Raw genomic sequence first — 21,269 nt, forward strand, 5'->3', positions numbered from 1 at the left:
GCCTACGGCGGGAAACCCGCCTGCAGCGCTGGATTCACCGCAAGGCGCTGCTCTGGGCACAGTAGATATATCTCATCATCACCGACCAAGGAAACGCTGTTGTATAGCTCGCCAATACGCCCCAACTGGAATTTGATAAACTTCAATCAAAAGCCAAATAATAATTGCTAAATGTAACAAAAAAGTTAATGCTGTCCAGACATATGGTAACCAAGATAGGGGAGTTTCTGGTGATGGTGGAAAATTATAAGCGACTATCCCAATTAAAACAGTTGGGAAGAGTACAAAAGCAACTGCTGCTATTATGTAGCCCCATCCAAGTTCTACACCTTCTATTTGGGCTTCTGTCCAATGAAAACCATTCCAATACCAAATCAGAGGTGGTTGTCTGGATGGCATTTTAATTTGTTGCTGTTCTACGTTGGCAGTAAAAATTTGTTGGCAGAAGTCACAAGACATAGCCTCCATTAATGGCATATGAGTAATCTTACCCACACGACAGACTGGGCAGGGATAAACTCCTTGATCATGAAAAGATGTAGTTAAGATTTTAGAACTTGGCATCATAAGCAATTCACGCATTCATGCATTCAAAGTTTAATCCGGAAAAAAACAACCTGCTAGCAATTGGTCTAGTTCCTAGTTGTATACAGAGAAGATTTTTAACAGCTTAAGAATGGGGTTTTTTTAAGTATTAATTGAGTTAATAATGAGGTAAAAATAATCCAATTTTTCGTTCAGGATTCATACATTTATTATTTCTTTATAAGCAATGAAAGAAATATATTTTGAAACTTGTGTAAATAAGATGACAAGTAGTCAACAGATAAAAACGTAAAATAGAGTCTTTGTGATTACTCAGTCCCCTTGGGACACGCTGCTTTGTATCTCCTACGGAGACGCTGCGCGTAAGTCCCAAAGGGACACGCTTACGCGAACCCATGATTGCGTGCGCTTTGCGCTTACGCGACACTACCCTACGCGAAGCCTTCTACAGAATCTACAGCAAGCTGCGCTCATCCCAAGGAGACACGAAGAAAGCAACGCGTCTATATTGCATTCCGTATGCCCTCCTTTGCCCGCTGCGCGCTCCGTAATGACATTTTACCTTTACTAGCAATATGCATTAATTCGGATCAATTGTACTAAGTTTAACGCTTTTTCACGCGTTATGGCTTTCTTGACGGAACTCGTTGTCTATGCTAGCGTCATAAAGTATGAGTAAAAATTAAGTTATCCAACAAAGCGCCTAACAAATGTATCGCAGTCATTCCTATTTTTATTTTTGGTTTAAGGTGGTTCACCGGGGGTGAATTCAGTTTCCTAATGGAAACCGCCCGGTGAACCGCAGAGCGCACTCTGCGGTTTTTGTTTTTTTAAGGAGTTCAATTTTATCGTGATGGTCTATCTCAATACCTGGTTTTATGGCTTTTATTTTTGGTCCCGAATAAGTTCCGGGTAGATAGCATCATGTCGATGAATCTTTCAAGCCCGGAACAGCAAAGGTTCTGGGCTTTTTTGTTAACCTCTCATTTGTTGTTTTTTTTAGGAGAATCCAACCATGAATAGTGCTAAACTAGCTGCCAAATCTCATCCTGACCATCAAACAGTCGTCAACCTTTCAGACAAAGTCGGCTTTGGTGGTACAGAACTGGTGATTATCGGTGGACCTTGCACTGTTGAAAGCGCCGAACAAATGGAAACCGTAGCTCAAAAGCTATCCGCCGCACCTGTGCAAGCTTTACGTGGTGGTGTTTACAAGCCCCGCACCTCTCCCTACGCTTTTCAGGGAATGGCAGAAGATGGACTGGAAATTTTGGCTCAAGTGCAATCGCACTACAATATTCCAGTCGTCACTGAGGTGATGGCAATTTCTCAAATAGAAGCAATAGCCGCTCATGTTGATATGCTTCAAGTGGGTAGCCGCAACATGCAAAACTTTGATTTACTCAAAGCATTGGGACAAGCAGGTAAGCCGATACTCCTCAAACGCGGCTTAGCAGCGACAATTGAAGAATTCGTTATGGCAGCTGAATACATCTTAAGCCACGGAAATCCTGATGTGGTACTGTGCGAACGAGGTATCCGCAGCTTCGACAATTACACCCGCAACGTACTAGATTTAGGAGCAGTGGCAGTTCTCAAGCAGATAACTCACTTACCTGTGATTGTAGATCCATCTCATGCAGTTGGTAAACGTGAACTCGTGGCACCTCTTGCTAAGGCGGCTATTGCTTGTGGGGCAGATGGGTTAATTATTGAGTGTCATCCAGAGCCAGAAAAATCTGTTTCTGATGCACGTCAAGCCCTGTCTTTAGAAGATATGGTGAATTTGGTTCATAGCTTAAAGCCCGTAGCAGCATCTGTTGGGCGGAGAATATCGGAAGACGTAGGGGCGGGTTTCAAACCTGCCCCTCTTTGTTGTGCTGCTTGAAATGTGAGTCAAGGCTCTTGCAACCTTGTAAACATATATAGCAATCCTATTTGAGTTGTAAAAATTGAAGATATGGATCCCCGACTTAGTGGGAGTTGTCGGGGATCTTGTTTTTCATAGAAACCTCGCGGGATGTGGGAAACCCAGCATCTTTAGATCTGAGAGGGAAACGACACGAGGGGTTTTAACCCCCGTGGTTTTGCAGGAACAAAATGGACGTTCCATGAGACTATAAAAATATGTGAGTAAGAATTAAATGTCTACGTGTTGAAATGTCCTAGTCCGGAGAAATACCGTCCCCTAGAAACAATGGCTAGAAATAGCGTCAGTATGACAGTAAAGGGAAAGCAATGCAGGATATTGAGCGTACCGGGAATAGGCTTAGTGACAGATTCCGAAGCATGTAAATTAAAAGTAACCATGATTGCAACACCCTAAAAAGGTAGTTGTATTGATTGTCTAGGCGTCGTTTGACGGGCGCAGCAGGAGTTGATTATGATTCTGTTAGCAGAATCTCAGACCCTTTAGGGCTGAGAGTGTCAAAAACTCACCCTACGGTATCAAGGAGACGTTAACCACCACAACCCCCTCCATCACCGCCTCCATCACCACCTCCATCACCACCTCCATCTGAACCACCACCACCTGTATAACCCCCTCCTCCTCCTGAGGAGAATATACGTACAAAAAATATCAGGGCAAAGATTGACCAAATTAGAACCTGGAATCCCAGGAAAAGCAAAACTATACCTGAGAGTAGGACAGTTACATTGATCAATGTTTTGATAAAAGAGTTAAAATTATTATGCTCACGACTTAGAAGCCATAGGAGCATGTCCTAAGCAGTTAATTGCATCTGAACCAGAACCACAACTGCCTGAACCAGTAGTATCTCCTCCAATAGAACCGCCTGAGCCAGTTACTAATCCACTCTCAAGGTTTATACGTTCATTTTGTCGATTTGTACAGCCTCGCCCTCTAATAAAATTCTTGCTGCTGATGTTAACAGGCTTAGGAATAGTTCTCATAATTTGGATTATATCTATTCTTTCTTCATCCCCAGAAGTTGCACTTTGTCCTACAGGACTTCCTGACAATATAAGTTATGGAGACAAAATTTTAAATGAGAACGATAGAAACTTAGATCCAGCACAAAGCGGAACTAAGAAATTGCAAGAGGCGTGCACAAAATTTGGAAATGGGCAAGATAAAAATGCTGTAGCTGCTGGTATTCCTTTATTGAATCAGGCTGTTAATAACTTGACTACTGCTCACGAACAGAATACAAATAATGCCGAAATACTGACTTATAAAAATAATGCTGAGGTATACCGAGATTATGCCATTGAGATTTCTCAGTCAACTCAAAAGCCAAATAGACCTAAGATTTTAGCAGTTGCTATTCCTGTTAATCCAAGAAATTCTTCTTTAAAAGAAGAAATAAAGGAATCAGCAGATGGAATCAACTTAGGTGTTGCTATAGCTCAGAAAGAATTCAATCAAAAAAATAACCATAAATTCATAGTTTTTATAGCAGATGATAAAAATGATACGAATACTGCTGAACCAATTATTAACAGTTTGAAAAAGGTGCAACCCGAAATTGTAGGTGTTGTTGGTCACGCTTTTAGCAGTTTAACAATAAATGCTGTTAATTTTTATAATAAAAATAAATTAGTCTTAATATCTCCGACTAGTACAGCAGTAAATATTCGTCCCGGAAACTTGACTGATGGTGAAATTATATATTCAGAGTTTGCCCCACTAATAAATCAATTGCCAAAAAAATAGCCGAATATATAAAGAAGAATGCTGAGCATGACCAGGAAAAGAAGGTCATTATCGGTTACGTAAATGATCCTTATGTAGTGTCTTTAAAGAAAGAAGTTACAGATTTGCTTCGAGGGCAAAGAGATGTTGTAGAGCTTGATTTAGATAGACGCAATGATATAAATGCACGTCTAAGAGGTGCAGCAGCGGTTGTTCTTATCCCGAATGTTGGAAGACGTGAGTCAAGTTTAAATTTGTTTGATGCAGCTAAAAAGTATGGATTCCCGATTATCGGTAGTGATACTAACCCAAGTTGCTAGTTACTCTTGTGGGCGATCGCATATAGTCACTTAAGCAATAAAATCCCCTCCAGGAAGAACATTTGGAGGGGTATATGCTAAGTGAAATAATTAGCGTCTATGCTATCATCGACGACTTGTTAAAAGCGATTGGGCATGATGAAGATTGTCGTAGAGGCATGAGCGACGCAGAAATTATTACAACTGCTGGAAGGGTTTTGACTGAAGCTAGAAGCATTTCTTTTTGCATTTACTCTTCAAGAAGCATTTCTTCCATAAGTTGCTTTTAATATATTAAAAACAGTATTTCGATTTGAAGAATCTAAACATTAAAGGCTACACAGGGCAAATTAAGTTTGACTCTAATGGAGACCGAATGCAGCCTAATAACAGTGACGATATTGAATTATTTCGTGTCGAGAAAAATGGTAACCAGTGTAGCTTTCAACGGTTGTAAATACGGAAGATTAAGGGGTAAAGAGTATTGTTTCTTCCTCACCCCAACCCTAAAGCCTACCTAAGCGCGATCGCTTTGTACAATTCCCATGACGTAGCACGTTCTGTTGTTCAACCTACACATCCTCTACTGATCAACGAGACTCACTCAAAATAGAATTAAACACCCCCATAGCTTGTTTTAACTCCTTAGCTGTATCTGCCTCTTCTCGATAAGTTCGTATATAGTCCAAAATCAATCCGATAAACGGCACTAAGTAAGCAATAATCTTGAGAAAATGGGCAATGTTGAAATGGTTGTCAAACAGTTCTTTTGAACCAAAAGCCATATGGAGTTGAGTGGCTACTTCGGGAATAACGCTGATAATCAGCGCATGAGAGAACAAACTTGGATATTTGTTGTAAAAGCGAGGGAAAACAACAAAACCTGCAAAGATAAATAGTAACAGTGGAGCAATGTCCCACGGACGAGTCACTATAGAGTTAGGAAATATGGTTTTCGGTAGAGTTGCGCTGCGGGCGCAGATAGATACAACCCAAAAAGCAATGACACCAAAAACTAGACTCGAAAGTACCACCAAACTGATACCCCTTTTCCATCTCACTGGCTGAGCAATCAAAAAAAAGCCTGCTCCACCAAGCAGAATCAGAGCATTGAAAAGTCGGCAGATTGCCCAAGTGAAGGGGATGAGATTCTGGTTATCTGCGACACCCTGAATTAATCTATCAGCTGCCAAAGTGTGAAATGCATCCATGCATCCAGAGCTAAAAAGTGCTATGCCAATGATCGGAGTAACGACATCAGCCTTAAGATAGAAGTGTATCAAAGATAAAATTACTGTGAAGATTGCTGTACAAAACGCACTCCACTCTAAGATAGTGTGCGTAAAACTCCCAGATAAAGTGTGGTGCATAACATCAATCACTTTGTCTTTAGTTATATTTGACACTAAGACGTCAAAAGTCTGTGAGGGCGAACCAAAATCTACTCCCAATAGATTCAACAGGCTAGGCAGTAGACAGATGACGACTACTGCCCAAACCAATTGAACAGGAATCCTATTTCTTCTCATGGAAATTTCTTAAGTGTATCGTCTGATAAGGTATACATTGCTAAACTAAGATTACAGCAGATATTGGGATTCTTTTACAAAATATATTAGTAAATTTTCGTCTAAAGAAGTAGTCGTGTACTAGCATGTTATGTGATACGCAGCTACAATGTAAACGACGAAAGAAACCGGGCAGGCACCGACTTAAGAAGTAGCAAATGACAGTGGTTCATAACAGTACGTCTGTCACTATTTTTTAGTGATTATGATCACACTGTTATCTTGTTCAGTATTGTTACGATACGAACTACTTAAAGAGATATTTTCAGTAAAATTACATATTTAACAGGTAAAACAATGTTGAATAATCGTCGATACGACGAGCGAAATCTAGCGCCTTCACGGAAGCTTGATTGTACTTGTATTGTTAAAGTTATTAGAAAAAGTATTGTCTTAAAAGTGACAGCTTTAGCTATTACGATTGGCACACTTCCATTACTGGCTGTTAGGACAACGCCTCATAACTTTGGGAATCAATCGATTAGTCAGGAAATAACCGAAGTTCAACAAACCAAAACCTCTGCTATAGCAAATGAGGTACCTCAAGCGATCCTTGAGGATGATCAAAAAATTCAAATAGCGGCTTATCTACTGATTTTGCTAAATCCTCTGGTACGGCATAATACTTTTGAACAACAGCAAGCAGTCTTAAATCGCTACATAATCGATAGTGCATACCAGTTCACAAACTACGTGGTTTGGAAAACACCAAGAGTTTTGCCAAACTTAAATTCAGAGGTGATTTTTGCTGTAAATAAAGTTACTACATCTGCCAACCAACAAGACTCATTCCTAAGCATGCTACTTTGGATTGGAATGATAGGAGCTTTGGTAGTTGCGATCGCTGTTTTTTTAGTTCAATGGTGCATAAGTCCAATCCTGAATACAACTAATGTGCTCAGAAAACCAGGTTCAGGAGAACCCCAAATTGATGCAGAAGAAGACGAACTCGCTTCTTTAGGTCCTGCAATCAACTTGATGGCAGAGAAACTCAAGATTCTAGTCACCGAACAAGCAGAACACTCTTCTCGCCAAGAAGCTGAAGTCAAGCGAACACAAATCTTTACAGAAATCACCCTGCGGATTCGTCAATTTTTAAAACAGCAAGATATCCTCCAGACAACAGTTGAAGAAATCCGAAACTTACTTGCAACTGAGCGAGTAGTCGTATATCGCTTTAACGATGTAGGAAGTGGAAATATCGTATCAGAATCTATTGCTGCTGGTTGGGCAAAAATGATCGATACACAGATGAATGATCCCTGTTTGAGTGAGCATTACATACAACACTACAAAAATGGTCGCGTGCGTGCTATTGATAACATCTACCAAGCCGGATTTACAGTTTGTCACATAAAAACTTTAGAAAAATTTGCAGTCAAGGCAAGTTTAATCGCACCAGTTTTTCAAGGAAAGCAGCTGATTAGCTTACTGGTTGCTCATGAGTGTAAAAAACCTCGTGCTTGGCAAGAGTGGGAAATCAATTTATTCGCACAGTTAGCAATCCAAGTTGGATTTGCTCTAGATCAAGCGACTCTGCTAGAACAAGTTGAGGCTGTTTCGCAGGATCAACGTCAACAAAAAGAAGCACTTGAGAAAAAATTGATACAAATGATCAATAGTATTGAAGCGGCTTCTAACGGTGATTTAACTGTCAGGGCTGAGGTGAGTGCAGGTGAGATTGGTACAATAGCTGATTTTTTTAACTCTATCATCGAAAACTTACGACAAATCGTCACTGCTGTTAAAAAAGCTGCCGAACAGGTGAATGTTTCCGTTGGAGAAAACTCAAATGCCACCCAGCAACTGGCAAGTGAAGCCCTCGAACAAGCTCAAGAGATTACCCGCACCGTTGCAGAGATTAATCAAATGTCCCTCTCAATTCAAGCAGTGGCAGATAGCGCCCATCAAGCGGCAGAAGTTGCTGAGATCGCTTCTGACATAGCTACAGAGGGTGAAGTAGCAATGGATCGCACTGTCAAAAGTATCTTGAATTTACAACATACAGTCACACAAACAGCTGACAAGGTAAATCGTCTTGGTCAATCTTCCCAACAAATTTCCAAAGTTGTGTCGTTGATTAACCAAATCGCCTTGCAAACCAACTTGTTATCCATCAACGCTAGTTTAGAGATATCACGAGCAGGTCATGAAAATCGCGGGTTAAGTGTGGTGGCAGACGAAATTGGTCAATTAGCTGCGCAGTCTGCCCAAGCAACACTAGAAATTCAACAAATCTTAGAGAACATCCAAGTGGAAACTAACGATGTGGTTAAGGCTATGGAGTTTGGAAGAAGCGAAGTCTTGGAGGGAGCAAATCTTGTCAAAGATGCCAAACTTAGCCTTGCGAAAATTTCACAGGTGTCTCGCCAGATTGACCAATTACTGCAATTGATTTCAAATACAACAATATCTCAAGCTCAGACTTCTAGTACTGTGGCTATTTTGATGAGCGATATTGCCAAAGTTTCAGAACGCACTTCGGATTTCTCTTACAATGTATCAGGTTCTCTACAGAAAACTTTAGAGGTAGCGCAGGAATTGCAAAAGTCTGTTGGTGTGTTCAAAATAGGTGAGCAGAATTGATCCACCACTAGGGGCGGGTGTAAGGGTGTAAGGGTGTAGGGGTGTAGGGGTGTAGGGGTGAGGAATTGAGCCGCAACGCGGGTTCGCAACTGTAACTTAATTCCTACCCCCTACACCCATTGCTACTCATTTCTGGGTACGTCTGAGATAAGTTTGTCAACAAATTCTCTTAGCCGTTCTTGCCAATTAACGAATTGGCAAGTCTTCGCTGCTGTATCAATTTTTCCAGACTTGGGAGCAGCGAGTGCAAGATCCCAGCCGTTATGTGGTGATTTATCTGTCGCTTCAAAGTGTTGTGTGTCAACGAGAAGAGGATTTCTATGTCGCTGTGGCGCAGGAGTTGCTGCGTCGTCCTGCTGTGCGAGCCATACCAAGTTTAATGACTGCTTTGAAAGTCAACCCTCTGAACCGCTTGGCATTTTCGACGGCGATCGCACAATTTAAAAATCAAATTCAAAACCAAAATAACAACCAAAATCAAAATAACAATCAAAACTTATTGCCTGTTCTTTGCTTGGATGACTTTAAGACATTATTTCAGAACAAGAGCGAATTCGATGATGGGTTTTATAACAACTTGCGCTCTTTGATGGATAGCAACAGTTTAATGCTGGTGATAGCTTCCTTTGACGAACTCACCCGCTTACCCTTACCTTTCATAGGTGAGATAATTGTCGAGGCTTATCGAGAAAACCCAATTGCTGCTCGTGCAACAATTGATTACCTGATAAATTCTACTAACCAGCAGCAGGTTGCAGTTCAGGCAATGGCTAATATCGCTGTTACTCGCCTCAATAGTTGTCAAACTCTCAGCGATATCGCAAATATGACTGAAGAACTCGCTTGGATTCCCTCACCTCGGCCAAAAGAACTCGGTTTGGTTTTACCCCAACTGTTAGACATCTGTTACGAAGTGGTGGAGTTGCTGAACCGTGATATCAGGCAAAATAAGCGAGACGCCGCTACCATCAAAGCGACTGTACACGATGTAGAGACAGTTATTCCCACAGTTCTGGAACGGGGAGATCAGTATTTTCGGGAATTGTGGACAGGTTTTACGGAGGGCGATCGCAACTTACTCCAGCGTCTCCTTCAAGGAGAAACGCCCACAACACAAGACAAAGCATCTGTGCGAAAACTCGTGCGCAAAGAAATTTTGTGTAAAGAAGGTGTTGAGTTCCAAGTGCCTTTAGTTCAGAAGTATGTGGAACAGCGGCTAGAAGAGGAAACTTGATGACAAAGATAGAGGTGCTGGTAGTAATGAACAAAAGAGTAACGGTAGGCCCAAGCGGGAGACACAAGGCGGAGAATAAGGGGAGCATCCCAAATGTGCAAATTGCCCGCAGACTGGAAGTCTGGGGCTATACAAACAAAGCCTGCCTACGCAGGCTGTAATTACTCCCTTCCCGGTACAAAATTACCGATTCTGAACCTTGGCGTTCTTGGCGGTTTTTAATAGGTAATCTTCTGGCGGGAAGGGAGTAGTCCGCGCAGGCGGACTTCGCTTGTGTAGCTGCGAATTCTATTCGCCAGGTGTTTTTGCTAGGATTGCTTCTGGGCGATCGCTACCTTGCAAAAAAAGCGGGATAAGCAACTTGCCTATCCCACCATTCGTCATACTCAAAGAGCGATCACTCTTTTAGATCCTCTAAAACTCTAAGCTACGCTTAGGTTCCAGAAGTCCAAGAGTTTGTGTACTCAATTTGATCTTCTGTGAGGGTATCAATCTTAATTCCCATCGCCTGCAATTTCAGCCGTGCAATGTCTTGATCCACTTCTGTTGGAATTGAGTGGATACCGGGTTCCAGGTTACCTTTATTTTTCACGAGGTATTCGCAACCCAAAGCTTGGTTGGCGAAGCTCATATCCATCACCGCGCTAGGATGTCCTTCTGCTGCGGCGAGGTTAATCAAGCGTCCTTCACCCAGAACTACAACAGATTTGCCATTTTGCAGGCGATACTCTTGGGTAAAGGGACGTACTGTCTTGACTTCCTTGGCTTTACTTCCCAAGGCGACAAGATCCAATTCAATGTCAAAGTGACCGGAGTTACAGACGATCGCGCCGTCTTTCATCACGTCGAAATGCTCACCACGAATGACGTGCTTGTTACCAGTCACAGTGATAAACAAATCACCTTGGGGTGCAGCTTGTTCCATTGGCAGGACGCGGAAGCCATCCATCACCGCTTCAATTGCTCTGATGGGGTCAATTTCGGTGACAATCACGTTAGCACCGAGTCCTCGCGCCCGTAATGCTGTACCTTTACCGCACCAGCCGTAACCAACAACGACAACGTTTTTACCAGCAAGCAGAACGTTGGTGGCGCGGATAATACCGTCTAGGGTTGATTGTCCGGTACCGTAGCGGTTGTCAAAAAAGTGTTTGGTGTCAGCGTCGTTGACGTTGACTGCGGGGAACGTGAGAACGCCATCTCTAAACATGGCGCGGAGTCGCACAATTCCTGTTGTGGTTTCTTCTGTGGTACCAATAATGTCAGCAAGTTGGTGCTGGCGTTTTTGTACCAGGCTGGCGACGACATCACAACCGTCATCAATAATAATGTTGGGGCGATGGTCTAAAGCAATTTGTACGTGGCGGTTGTATGTTTCGTTATCTTCACCTTTGATGGCAAAGACTGGAATTTCATGATCAGCGACGAGACTTGCAGCTACGTCGTCTTGAGTTGATAGGGGATTGCTCGCAATCAGCACAGCGTCTGCCCCACCAGCTTTGAGTGCAATTGCTAGGTGTGCAGTTTCTGTTGTGACATGGCAGCAAGCCACAAGGCGAATGCCCGCAAAGGGCTTTTCTTGGGCGAAGCGATCGCGAATTTGCCGTAAAACAGGCATCTCACGTCCAGCCCATTCAATGCGCTGTCTTCCCAAGGCAGCTAAGCCGAGGTCTTTAACCTCGTGCTTTAATCGGGGAGAAGTTGCGGTCATCAAATAGTTCCTCAATTACAAAGAAATTGGCGTAAATTCTTACGCACTCTACTAGAGTATTCCAAGACTAGCAATCTGAAACAAGATTTGCTCACAAAAAAGCTAGTTAATGGTTCTCTGCACTAGCTTGACGTTTAAGAACGCGAATGTCAATAAACTAGGGGTGTAAGGGAAATGCACTAACCAGGGGATAGGGCAATACAGTTCAGATAAGCCTTTTTTCTCTCCTCCCTACTTCCCCTGCTCCCCCTACTCCCCCTACCTGCCTCAACAGATAAATTTCTTAACTGAACCGTATTGGGGGATAGGGAAAATGCATTTATTTTCTTTTGTTATTCTTTTATTCCCCTACACCCGCGCGTTTTGGTCAAAGCCCTTCGGGCAGGGGCTTCCGGCGGCGTGGCAACAAATAAAATTTTCTCTTCCCCTTACACCCTTACACCCCCATACCCCTACACCCCTTTCAAAGGTCAACTTGAGTTCTGTTATTTATGATTGATTGGTGGCTGGTGGTGGCATTCCAATAACTTAACAACGGAACATCCCATAATTATTTTGTTACAAAATATATAATTAGATAAATTTTTATTAACATCAAATTGATAAATATCTAACTACAGACAGTATAATTACTGGGGCTGATTAGGCGGGCTAAATTTTAGCTAAGCTAGCAGGGTTGAAATAGTAAAGGAGGTGCCCATTGCGCTTTCAATTTGTGGCGATCGCTTTTTCTTCAATAGTGATCACTGTTGGCACGATGCCAAAAGCTACAGCGCAGCAGATTCCCTTTTTACCTAACCTACAAACTCCTAACTTTTTGATTAATGAATTAGAAAAAGCACCAGAAAAAGGTTGGGTTAATTTGGATGGTAGGGGTTTGTTTCAGATAGCGGCACCAAAAGGGAACTTGACAAAGCGTTTACAAGATATCCAACAAAGGTTGGATCAACAAAGTCAGGAGTACTTTCAAAAATCTGATGCAGAACTTAATGTACAGATTACACCTGAAAAGAAATCAACGACTAAGAACGGAAAAACGACTGTAACTGAAACTGCAATAATTCTTCTTAATGGTCAATACCTGATGACCGTCAATGACTACGATGCCAGTCTGCAACAACAGGATACTGTCGATACAGTTGCAAAGCAAATCGTTGAAAAGTTGCAACAAGGTTTGAAACGCGCAAAGCAGGAGCGAGAAAGTAACTCTTTAATTCAACAGGGTCAAATTGCTGGAGCTGCTGGAGTGGCGATGATTGTTCTTAGTTGGGGGGTTTATTCTTACCAACACCGTCGCAAAAAATATAAGGCAGAGCCTGTTACCACGGCTTCAGCAGCAACTAGACCGATTACGATACAGCTAAATCAACAAGAACATAAACATATTACAGAGGTCAAGAGGCGGCTGTATCAGCTAGCCCAAGCAACGATTTGGGGGGGTGGAAGTCTTTATATACTGGGTTTATTTCCCTACACACGAGCGCTTCAGGGATGGATTATGGTTGGGGCAAAAATTCCGTTGACATTGGGTGTTGTCGCTCTGGGAACTTATGTGGTAATACGTCTGAGCTATGCCTTGATTGACCGCTTCAGTTCTGCTTTAGTCAATAGTGCTGTCTTATTGACTCCAGAAGCTCCCGAACGTATACAATTGCGAGTTTCTACTATTTCTGGCGTTAGCAAAAGTATCGCCACCATTACCTGTATAGTAGTTGGTACTCTGCTAGCTTTGGGGGCTTTGGGTGTAGAACTAGTTCCTTTGCTAGCAGGTGCAAGTCTAGTTGGTGTTGCAGTGTCCCTGGCATCCCAAAGTCTGATTAAAGATGCGATAAATGGCTTTTTGATTATTCTAGAAGACCAATACGCCTTAGGTGATTATATTACAGTTGGAACTGTCGGTGGTTTGGTCGAAAACTTGAATCTGCGGATGACCCAAGTGCGGGATGGAGAAGGGCGCTTAATTACGATTCCTAACAGTGAAATCAAAGTAGTTGCCAATCTTTCCAGTCGCTGGTCAAGAGCCGATTTAACTATCCCAGTTGCATACCAAACTGATGTTGACCAGGCGATAAAATTAATTCAAAAAGTTGGTGTGGACATGGATGAAGATCCGCTATGGGATCATCAAATTCTGGAAACACCTCAAGTTTTGGGAATAGATAATTTTGCTGTTGCTGAGAAAGGTTTCTTGATTCGTGTATGGATTAAAACACAACCCCTCAAGCAATGGAGTGTAGCAAGAGAGTATCGCCGTCGCCTAAAAATCGCCTTTGACCAAGCCGGAATTTCCATTTTTCTTCCGTGACAAGCTATAGGATGTGTTGTTAGTGGTTAGTAGTGCAATCACTAATAACCAAGCCGATCTCACTCGCATTTTTAGTACAAATATACTATAATTAAGATAGCGTTCACAAAGCCCAGTAAAGTACAAAACGGGTTTGTGACAGCCTTCTGAGATGGGTTCAACGGTTTGTCCTATGATCAAGCACTATATTCTCAGCCTTAATCCGACTGCTAAGCATGAATGGGATCGGTGTATTTTACGTGACCCATTGACTGCTAAACGCCCAGATATTGCCAAGTTAGTCGCTGAAGCAGTTGGTGCTGATACAGGCAGTTATTTAGTCAGTGTGAATATTGAAGTTCAAGTATTAGAGCAAGCTGCGGTACCTCACGCTGAACAGCTTTCCTTAAATATTGGGGAGGTGACTATCCAAGCGCCTCAACTGAGGGAAGCGGCGTAAAGGGAGATCGGGGGAGAAAATACTCCCTCACCTTTCCCGTTTACCGTAGCCACTCTTGACCATGTCTTTGCTATTTTGTATGTAAAATTGCGTAAACACAATTCATCTATGTTAACAAACCAACTGAATCATTATCCAGCGGCGTTGGGCACAGCCCTTGTCGAAGACATCGCTCAAGCTGCCCAAAGAGTAAATAAAGTAGACTCTCAATTAATGGCAGTTCAGCTGCAAATTAATCGGTTTGAAGGTAATGCCGATCGCGCCGCCGCCTTTGATATGGATTTGAAAAATGATGCTCAACGCAAATCTCGTCGTTTTGAAGTGTTACTTGTGAATCAAGAATACCAAAAGGCGATGGACACCCTAATACAATTAACTACCGAAAAGGCAAATGCTGTTGCCCATTTAGAATATCTGCGCAACCTGCTTAGCGTAGCCAAATTGCAAGCAAGGCTAACAATAGCTCAACAACTCACAGATTTTGAATCGCATGAATTAGTGGGTTTGTAGTTGGGTCCTAGAAGCTGCTTTCTAAGGTTTAGGATTTGTGTATAGAAACCATCGCTTTTCTCTGGCGATACTTATTTCTCCTGAGTTCTGAGTTCTGAGTTCTGAGTTCTTTTTGATAACTTATTGAGCAGCACGGCAATTTGCTGATTAATGGCTGTGACATCAAAACGCTGGCTGGCTGTAGTTTGTGCATGATGAGCGATCGTCGCAATCTTCTGTGGTTCTTTTAGACAGGTGGTTATCACTTGTGCTAATTCATCAGGTTTTCCTGGTGTGACTGAGAAACCATTGACACCGTGCTCTACTAATTCTACTGCACCGCCAGCTTTTGCAGCCACAATAGGTTTTCCACAGAGCATAGCCTCTACAATCACTCTACCAAACGGCTCTGGGGCGGTTGAGGTATGTGCAACTAAGTCAGTTGCCGCCATCAGCAGGGGAACATCTGAACGAAATCCTAAAAATTTGACTCGGTTTTCTAGTCCCAGCGCTGTCACCTGTTGGTGTAAGTGCTGGACATATTCTTGTTCTCCAAACAGTGCATCACCGACTAAGATTGCTGTGACATCAACAGGACATTGTGCGAGTGCTTCTATTAATATATGCTGTCCTTTCCAAGGTGCGAGACGGCTAAAGTGTCCGACAACAAATTGTCCATCTAACCCCAGTTGTTGTCTAATTTGACTGACATCGGACTCGTGGGTTTGATAATTTTTCGGGTCAAAGCCATTGTAAACCACTTCAGTGAGATCTGAGCGTCCTCCTGCAGCAACGAAGCCTGCTTGACTTGCTTGAGAATTAGCAATGACGAGTGATGCAAAACGATTGGCGCAAGTTACAGCAATGCGACGGTTGGTTTGGCTAAAGTGCTCTGGGGAAAGAATATCATGCAAATGATAGACCAAAGGACGACGACTGAAAAAACTCGCTAGTGCGCCAACAACTAAGGCTTTTTGCGTATTCGCGTAAATTAAATCAAATTCTCTAGCTTTTTGCACAACTTTAGAAATCAGCGGCAGAATTTGAGCCAGACTGCCTAATCCTTGCGCTAAACTGCTTTCTTTACGAACTTGTATAACCTGATTTGTGAGAACTTGAACCGGAATGTGATTTTGTTCTAGTAAATTTTTAAAAGAACCATCAGCAAATAATCCCACTAAAGAGCTATCTTTATAAGGTTTGGGAATATCTATTAAACACAGTTCAGCCCCACCTGGTTTACCACTTTGATCTAGGAAGAGAATTTTCATATCATCTTTAATAATTTCAGTGAGCAGCAGACATTAAGAGTAAACTTCTTGTTCTTGCACAAGTATGATTAATGGATCTTTAGAACCACAGATTAACACAGATAATTTATCTGTGTGTATCTGCTGCCCAAGCTTACCAAACGCGCTTTGCTCATACCTACACCTCACAAAGGGCAAGGTTTATCTGTGGTTTAATTTTCTTCAAATTGATTTTTGCACGAGGTTTTGTATATGGTACGACTGCAAAGGAAAAAGTTACCAAAGCAGCCTCAAGAGATTTTAGTTTTTTCTTGTTATTGTGTTACAGCTAAGCCAATAGAACTTGGCGTACATCTTGAGCTATCTTATCCCAGTTGAAGTTTGTGACAGCGTACTGACGACAAGCTTGTCGTGAAGGTGTTGGCACTTTTCCCAATAGCACCTGTTCTAATCTTTCTGCAATGGCTGCAACTTCTGTGGAAGAGGTAATGAAATCCGGTGAAAATGGTTCTAAAATTTCTGGCATTCCTCCAACCGGAGTACACACAACAGGAGTACCGCAGGCTAAAGATTCTACTACTGCCAATCCAAATCCTTCAAAAGACTGACTGGGCATGATGCTCAAGTCAGCTGCTTGGTAAGCAACAGGTAAGAGTTCGTCAGGTATGAACCCTAAAAATTTAACATGATGATCAAGTCCTAATTCAGTAGCCTGCTGTTGTAGTGTTGCTTGTAGTGGTCCACGTCCTGCGATCGCCAGCATAACATCTGGAATCCTCGGCTTAACAATAGCCAAGGCGTCCAGCAATTTATCAAGTCCAACTCGATTCACCAAGCGGCGGGCGGTGAATAAAATTGGGCGATCTTGGGGCCAGTCTAGTTTTGAGCGAGCCTCTTGAGGTGATAAATTAGGTTGAAACTGAGTAATATCAACTCCACCAGGAATGTCATGAATTTTGTTCCAAGGAACGTGATACTCTTTGTGTAATATATTCCCGAATGCTTTGCTAAGAACAATAAAGCGATCGCAGTGGTTATATGTTCTTTGTTCTATCAGCTTAGCTTTGATAAGAATACTTAATTTCTTCTCATTAACTTCTTCTTGACTCTCAAAAGCCCAAGGACCATGAAAGTTAAAGGTGACAGGTACACCTTTTGGCAAAAGATCTAAAATCGGGAAACTATATAGTGCAAAATGTAAGTTAATGACATCTGGTTTTTCAGTTCTTGTTTTCTGAAAGTTATTACGAATACACCACAATCGTTTCCAAATAGGACTACTGGGTGATGCTAAGTTAGTCAATTTTATCGGCAAGTTTGGTTCAGCTTCTGGTAGACCAACTCCACATAATTCAACTTTGTCTTGATTTGCTGCTAGTTTATGAGTCAGTTCATAAATATATCGTTCCAATCCTCCTGGGGTTTTAGGAAACCAGCCTAGTCCTATACATAAAATAGACTTAGATTCTAAAGCATTTTTTGTATTATCTTCCACTTATGTTTCTCCAAGTAAGGGTTGTGGGTGTGTCTACTTGTTACTTAACATTTCTCAGTTGTCAACTACCGACAGTATTAATTCCATCGCTTGGGTAAGCGTCGATCTACGTCTGAGCACTGTTCGTCGTCAGATGAAGGCAGGCATAGGCGTTATTGATGGGGCAAATCCTGCAGTATACCCCGCTAAACTGCTGCTTACCTCTGGTACTGTTTTCGTGATTAATGCCTTTTTTTGGGTTCATTCAGTATGCTGACTCATGCTGACAATACATATATTCTGTTGCTGGATATATAATCCGAATATTAGAGGTTAATAGAAATTTATTTCATTTATCTCATCTTTTTATAGAACAAAACAGTTCATATGATTGTTGGGTTATAACGTAGAATTTAAGTTAGTAGAGTGAATCCTAACAAATAAGGATAAACTTAAGGTGAAAACAACAGGGGATGCCCATGCACCGAGCTTAGCATTGGTGATACACAGAAGAAGTCAGCAAGTGGGCTTATTGCACTGAAGATGAAACTCAACAGAAGGCAGTGTGCATTAATGAGTAGGAGTAGGGTTAGTCTCGGCTGATGAAGGCAGATTTGAGCGTCCGGGACGAAGTTCGTTCTTGATTGCAAGTTTTCATCACTAAGTATCCATTTTGCAATAAAAGGTAATAAGTTCTAGGATTAACGATAATAAACGTTTTTGTGAAATAGCATCAGAAAAATCCCTGCTATTTAGGTTGCCTTGAAAAGCTTCCTGACACCATTGACTTTTAAGTGTGACAGATGGTTGAAGTTTGCCTCAACTATGAATCAGTAAGTAGAAAGGCGCAAATAAACACCAAGCATGTAACTAAAAGTCAAATTGGCTAAAACTCCCTTCGCTTTAGCATAGCTACCTTTTTTCCTCTGCCTTGTCTTAAGGATAAATTTTCCTGCCCACCTGACTTGAAAAAGGGGTGTAAGGGTATAAGGGTATAGGGGTGTAGGGAAAATCTATTTTCATGTAAGGTTCGTGAGATTTTCCCGTGATTAGCAAGCATGAAAATAGATTTTCATGCTTGCTTGTGGGCGCGATCGCCCATCAATGACTGACTTGAAAAAGCAAGGGAGCAGGGAGAGAGGAGAAAATTTTTCATCCTCAGGAGTGTACGTAGTTGATGATGGCTACTTAATCATCCATACTTGTTTAGGGAAGTAAACAGTTGAATCTTATACGTCTTGTTTTTTATTTAAGTTTTTTAGTAGATATTGCAAGTCTAATTTAAAACATGTATCATCCCAAAACAAGTTGAATTTTAAAAAAATAGTGTGATTCTGATAAAGTTTTTGTAAAACCAGACGTGGAGCACTCTTGAATGTAGATAATGACAGAAAACCCCTGTAAGGGTAATTACGATGCAATGATTTCCTATTCTATGCAGCCTCATTGTAAAACGATACTAAATAATATTTGAGAAGTCATTAAGCATTTTGTTATTTTATGAAAAATCAATTCATTTCACATCTGGGTGGACTATATCGTAGGCAACGAAATAATACTCATTTGCAATTGAGACAATTTTTCAAGTTTTTTTTATGTCTAATAACTGCTACAAGTATTACATTGTACTTTACAGCCACAGTCATACCTGCCACAAAACCCTACACAACATCTTGGATAGGTAATACTTATGGTGGTGGTAAGAAATGGGTGCAAAATTATGTAGAGGGAATGTATGTCGGTTCTGATGGCACGGTTTACACCAACAGCACTTGGGACGAAGCTGGAAGAGAAGCAGGAATATATAAGGATGGTGATGTTATAGGTCCTGACTTTGAGCTTCATGGTTGGAGTCGTGTAGGCGGCAAAGCCATAACAATTAATGATAAATATATTTACCTTGCTATGGTGCAGGGATCAATGGGCAAGATACCAGAAGATTACCCACCAGAAAAAACAGCTTGGCACTGTGTCAGACGCTATACTTTGTCTGGAAAGCCTGCGGGTTTTGCTGGAGGGCGTGGCTATGACAAGAGTATGATGATTGTCAGTGCAAAAAGCCCAGTCACAGGATTAGCAGTTGTAGGGAAAGAGTTATATGTGGGTATTTCTGAGGCAAACCGCGTTAATGTCTACAACACTGACACAATGACGGAAGTCCGGAATTTTTCTGTTGCCAGTCCAAAACAGATGACAGTTGATAAGCAGGGAAATCTGTGGATTATACAAAGCAAGAATGGCAGTAGCCCTGCTCAGATTTTACATTATTCAAGCCAAGGAAAGCGAATGCCAGAGGTTATTGCTGATGTTGTTGATCCAAGTGCGATCGCACTCGACAATCAAGGCAGACTTTTGGTGGCAGAAAATGGACCTCGTCAGCAAATATTAATTTATAAAATTACAGGTAAGCCAGCAAAAGTAGGAACTTTCGGAGTCGAGGGGGGCGTTTATGCTGGTGTTCCTGGTGACATTGGAAATTTAAAATTTTACGGAATTAGTGGGGTGGGTACAGATGCAACAGGTAATATCTATGTAAATAGTAATGGTTTCAATAATTCAGGAACCGACTTAAGAAAATTTTCGCCGTCAGGAAAGTTACAATGGCAGTTGCTGGGTTTGCACTTTGTGGATAATGCAGATACAGATCCTCAAAGTGATGGCGTAGAGGTATACACCAAGCATGAATACTTCCAGATGGACTACAAAAAACCATCCGGTAAACAATGGAGTTACAAGGCTTACACCTTAAATCCTTTTAAGTACCCCCAAGATCCACGCCTCCATACATCGCCAACTTCAGTTTTCTTCCGCCGCATTCAGGGGAAACCCTTTATGTATCTCACAGATATGTATGCTAGCTTTATGGAAGTTTATCGTTTTAATCCAGCTACAGATGGTTATATTGCAATACCATCTGCTATGTTTTCTGCTACATCCATGAATCATGGTAAGCCCGTTCAAAGTTGGCTGTCTAATCAACCTCAGGAAGAAAAGGATTGGATCTGGCGAGATCGCAACGGTAACGGTGCTTTTGATCAGGGTGAATATGATACTAGAACCCTAGATTATCCTTACCTTGGAGGATGGTGGGTAGATAGCAAAGGCGACTTATGGAAAACTCTGCGAACGAAAGTTGGTATCCTGCATTTTGTTGTACAGGGGCTAGATCAAAAGGGTAACCCGATTTATTCCAACAGTTCTATGAAAAAGGAGACAACTCCTAACCAAATTACAGATTTGCGAAGGATTGAGTATTTTCCTGATACAGACACCATGTATTTATCAGGCTTTACCAAAGAACATCCTCCGATTGGAGATGATGCTGGAGTCGTTGGTTCTGAAATTATACGTTATGACAACTGGAATAAAGGAAACCGCACTCCCCGGTGGCGAACCGTGATCCCTTATGACACAACTGGAAAGCGCGAAGTGATGACAGCAGCGATGAGTGTCGCCGGAGATTATGTATTTGCTGTAACATTGAAAACGTCAGAGGTATACGTTTACAAAGCCGCGACAGGAGAACAAGTACAAAAGTTCAAACCAGGTCCAGAAGTAGCTGGTGAAAGTGGCTGGATTGACATACCTTATGGTATCCGTGCTTTTCGCCGATCAAATGGAGAGTACATAGTATTTGTTGAGGAAGATTTGAAAGGAAAGGTGATTATGTATCAGTTACCGCGATAAGTTGATGATTGTTTTTTACACTT

The 21,269-nt window shown here is 41.8% G+C and carries 18 protein-coding genes and 1 pseudogene; 12 read left to right on the plus strand and 7 right to left on the minus strand.

Features of this window, described 5'->3' with window-relative positions; genetic code table 11:
- Nucleotides 1-78 precede the first annotated feature (78 nt).
- Entirely contained in the window at nt 79-564 is a 486-nt protein-coding gene (locus AC5590_RS26825; protein ID WP_169266406.1) for a hypothetical protein, read from the minus strand.
- 997 nt (nt 565-1,561) lie between these two features.
- Between AC5590_RS26825 and aroF the strand changes: the two genes are divergently transcribed.
- Nucleotides 1,562-2,434: a 3-deoxy-7-phosphoheptulonate synthase gene (gene aroF / locus AC5590_RS26830; RefSeq protein WP_169266384.1), complete on the plus strand. Its 873-nt coding sequence runs from the start codon at nt 1,562-1,564 to the stop codon at nt 2,432-2,434.
- A gap of 571 nt (nt 2,435-3,005) precedes the next feature.
- Here aroF and AC5590_RS26835 read toward each other — a convergent pair.
- Together AC5590_RS26835 and AC5590_RS26840 are read right to left on the minus strand one after the other, a co-directional pair.
- Nucleotides 3,006-3,212, minus strand: coding sequence for a hypothetical protein (locus AC5590_RS26835; RefSeq protein WP_169266383.1), 207 nt, complete (start codon nt 3,210-3,212; stop codon nt 3,006-3,008).
- 31 nt (nt 3,213-3,243) lie between these two features.
- On the minus strand, nt 3,244-3,462 hold the full coding sequence (locus tag AC5590_RS26840; protein ID WP_169266385.1) for a hypothetical protein: 219 nt from the start codon (nt 3,460-3,462) through the stop codon (nt 3,244-3,246).
- Between AC5590_RS26840 and AC5590_RS26845 the strand changes: the two genes are divergently transcribed.
- The 4 genes and pseudogenes from AC5590_RS26845 to AC5590_RS26860 all read left to right on the plus strand — a co-directional run bounded on the left by AC5590_RS26845 (nt 3,434) and on the right by AC5590_RS26860 (nt 4,960).
- Nucleotides 3,434-4,225, plus strand: coding sequence for an ABC transporter substrate-binding protein (locus AC5590_RS26845; RefSeq protein ID WP_169266386.1), 792 nt, complete (start codon nt 3,434-3,436; stop codon nt 4,223-4,225). The two genes, AC5590_RS26840 and AC5590_RS26845, sit on opposite strands and share 29 nt — an antisense overlap.
- Before the next feature lie 77 nt (nt 4,226-4,302).
- Nucleotides 4,303-4,524, plus strand: a complete 222-nt coding sequence (locus AC5590_RS26850) for an SDR family oxidoreductase (protein ID WP_169266387.1) — start codon at nt 4,303-4,305, stop codon at nt 4,522-4,524.
- Between the two features lie 74 nt (nt 4,525-4,598).
- A pseudogene (locus AC5590_RS26855) lies at nt 4,599-4,712 on the plus strand (IS982 family transposase); the annotation flags it as partial.
- A 104-nt stretch (nt 4,713-4,816) separates the two neighbouring features.
- Nucleotides 4,817-4,960, plus strand: a complete 144-nt coding sequence (locus AC5590_RS26860; RefSeq protein WP_169266388.1) for a hypothetical protein — start codon at nt 4,817-4,819, stop codon at nt 4,958-4,960.
- Nucleotides 4,961-5,093: 133 nt separating this feature from the next.
- Here the strand turns inward: AC5590_RS26860 and AC5590_RS26865 are convergent, their stop codons facing one another.
- Nucleotides 5,094-6,032 carry an MASE3 domain-containing protein gene (locus AC5590_RS26865; RefSeq protein ID WP_169266389.1) on the minus strand — a complete coding sequence of 313 codons (939 nt, stop codon included), beginning with the start codon at nt 6,030-6,032 and terminating at the stop codon, nt 5,094-5,096.
- A 336-nt stretch (nt 6,033-6,368) separates the two neighbouring features.
- Between AC5590_RS26865 and AC5590_RS26870 the strand changes: the two genes are divergently transcribed.
- Nucleotides 6,369-8,657, plus strand: a complete 2,289-nt coding sequence (locus AC5590_RS26870) for a methyl-accepting chemotaxis protein (RefSeq protein ID WP_169266390.1) — start codon at nt 6,369-6,371, stop codon at nt 8,655-8,657.
- 244 nt (nt 8,658-8,901) lie between these two features.
- Nucleotides 8,902-9,891 carry a hypothetical protein gene (locus AC5590_RS26875; RefSeq protein ID WP_348982726.1) on the plus strand — a complete coding sequence of 330 codons (990 nt, stop codon included), beginning with the start codon at nt 8,902-8,904 and terminating at the stop codon, nt 9,889-9,891.
- Between the two features lie 433 nt (nt 9,892-10,324).
- Here AC5590_RS26875 and ahcY read toward each other — a convergent pair whose 3' ends face one another.
- A complete protein-coding gene (gene ahcY, locus AC5590_RS26880) occupies nt 10,325-11,602 on the minus strand; it encodes an adenosylhomocysteinase (RefSeq protein ID WP_169266391.1) in 1,278 nt (425 codons plus the stop codon).
- 700 nt (nt 11,603-12,302) lie between these two features.
- Between ahcY and AC5590_RS26885 the strand changes: the two genes are divergently transcribed.
- The 3 genes from AC5590_RS26885 (at nt 12,303) to AC5590_RS26895 (ending at nt 14,856) form a co-directional block, all read left to right on the plus strand.
- Nucleotides 12,303-13,907 (plus strand): mechanosensitive ion channel family protein, encoded by a 1,605-nt coding sequence (locus tag AC5590_RS26885; RefSeq protein WP_498824174.1) that lies wholly within the window; start codon nt 12,303-12,305, stop codon nt 13,905-13,907.
- 172 nt (nt 13,908-14,079) lie between these two features.
- Nucleotides 14,080-14,346, plus strand: coding sequence for a hypothetical protein (locus AC5590_RS26890; RefSeq protein ID WP_169266392.1), 267 nt, complete (start codon nt 14,080-14,082; stop codon nt 14,344-14,346).
- 108 nt (nt 14,347-14,454) lie between these two features.
- Nucleotides 14,455-14,856: a hypothetical protein gene (locus AC5590_RS26895; RefSeq protein WP_171975939.1), complete on the plus strand. Its 402-nt coding sequence runs from the start codon at nt 14,455-14,457 to the stop codon at nt 14,854-14,856.
- Between the two features lie 71 nt (nt 14,857-14,927).
- Here AC5590_RS26895 and AC5590_RS26900 read toward each other — a convergent pair whose 3' ends face one another.
- Both AC5590_RS26900 and AC5590_RS26905 read right to left on the minus strand, forming a co-directional pair.
- Nucleotides 14,928-16,106: a glycosyltransferase family 4 protein gene (locus AC5590_RS26900; protein ID WP_169266393.1), complete on the minus strand. Its 1,179-nt coding sequence runs from the start codon at nt 16,104-16,106 to the stop codon at nt 14,928-14,930.
- A 307-nt stretch (nt 16,107-16,413) separates the two neighbouring features.
- On the minus strand, nt 16,414-17,580 hold the full coding sequence (locus AC5590_RS26905) for a glycosyltransferase (protein ID WP_169266394.1): 1,167 nt from the start codon (nt 17,578-17,580) through the stop codon (nt 16,414-16,416).
- A 58-nt stretch (nt 17,581-17,638) separates the two neighbouring features.
- Here AC5590_RS26905 and AC5590_RS26910 point away from each other — a divergent pair, with 58 nt between their 5' ends.
- On the plus strand, nt 17,639-17,836 hold the full coding sequence (locus AC5590_RS26910; protein ID WP_169266395.1) for a hypothetical protein: 198 nt from the start codon (nt 17,639-17,641) through the stop codon (nt 17,834-17,836).
- A 1,223-nt stretch (nt 17,837-19,059) separates the two neighbouring features.
- Complete coding sequence (locus AC5590_RS26915; RefSeq protein WP_169266396.1) at nt 19,060-21,246, plus strand: NHL repeat-containing protein; 2,187 nt, start codon at nt 19,060-19,062, stop codon at nt 21,244-21,246.
- The last annotated feature ends 23 nt before the right edge of the window (nt 21,247-21,269 follow it).

Origin of the sequence: Brasilonema octagenarum UFV-OR1 (assembly GCF_963888615.1) — a bacterium.
GTDB classification, from domain to species: domain Bacteria; phylum Cyanobacteriota; class Cyanobacteriia; order Cyanobacteriales; family Nostocaceae; genus Brasilonema; species Brasilonema sennae.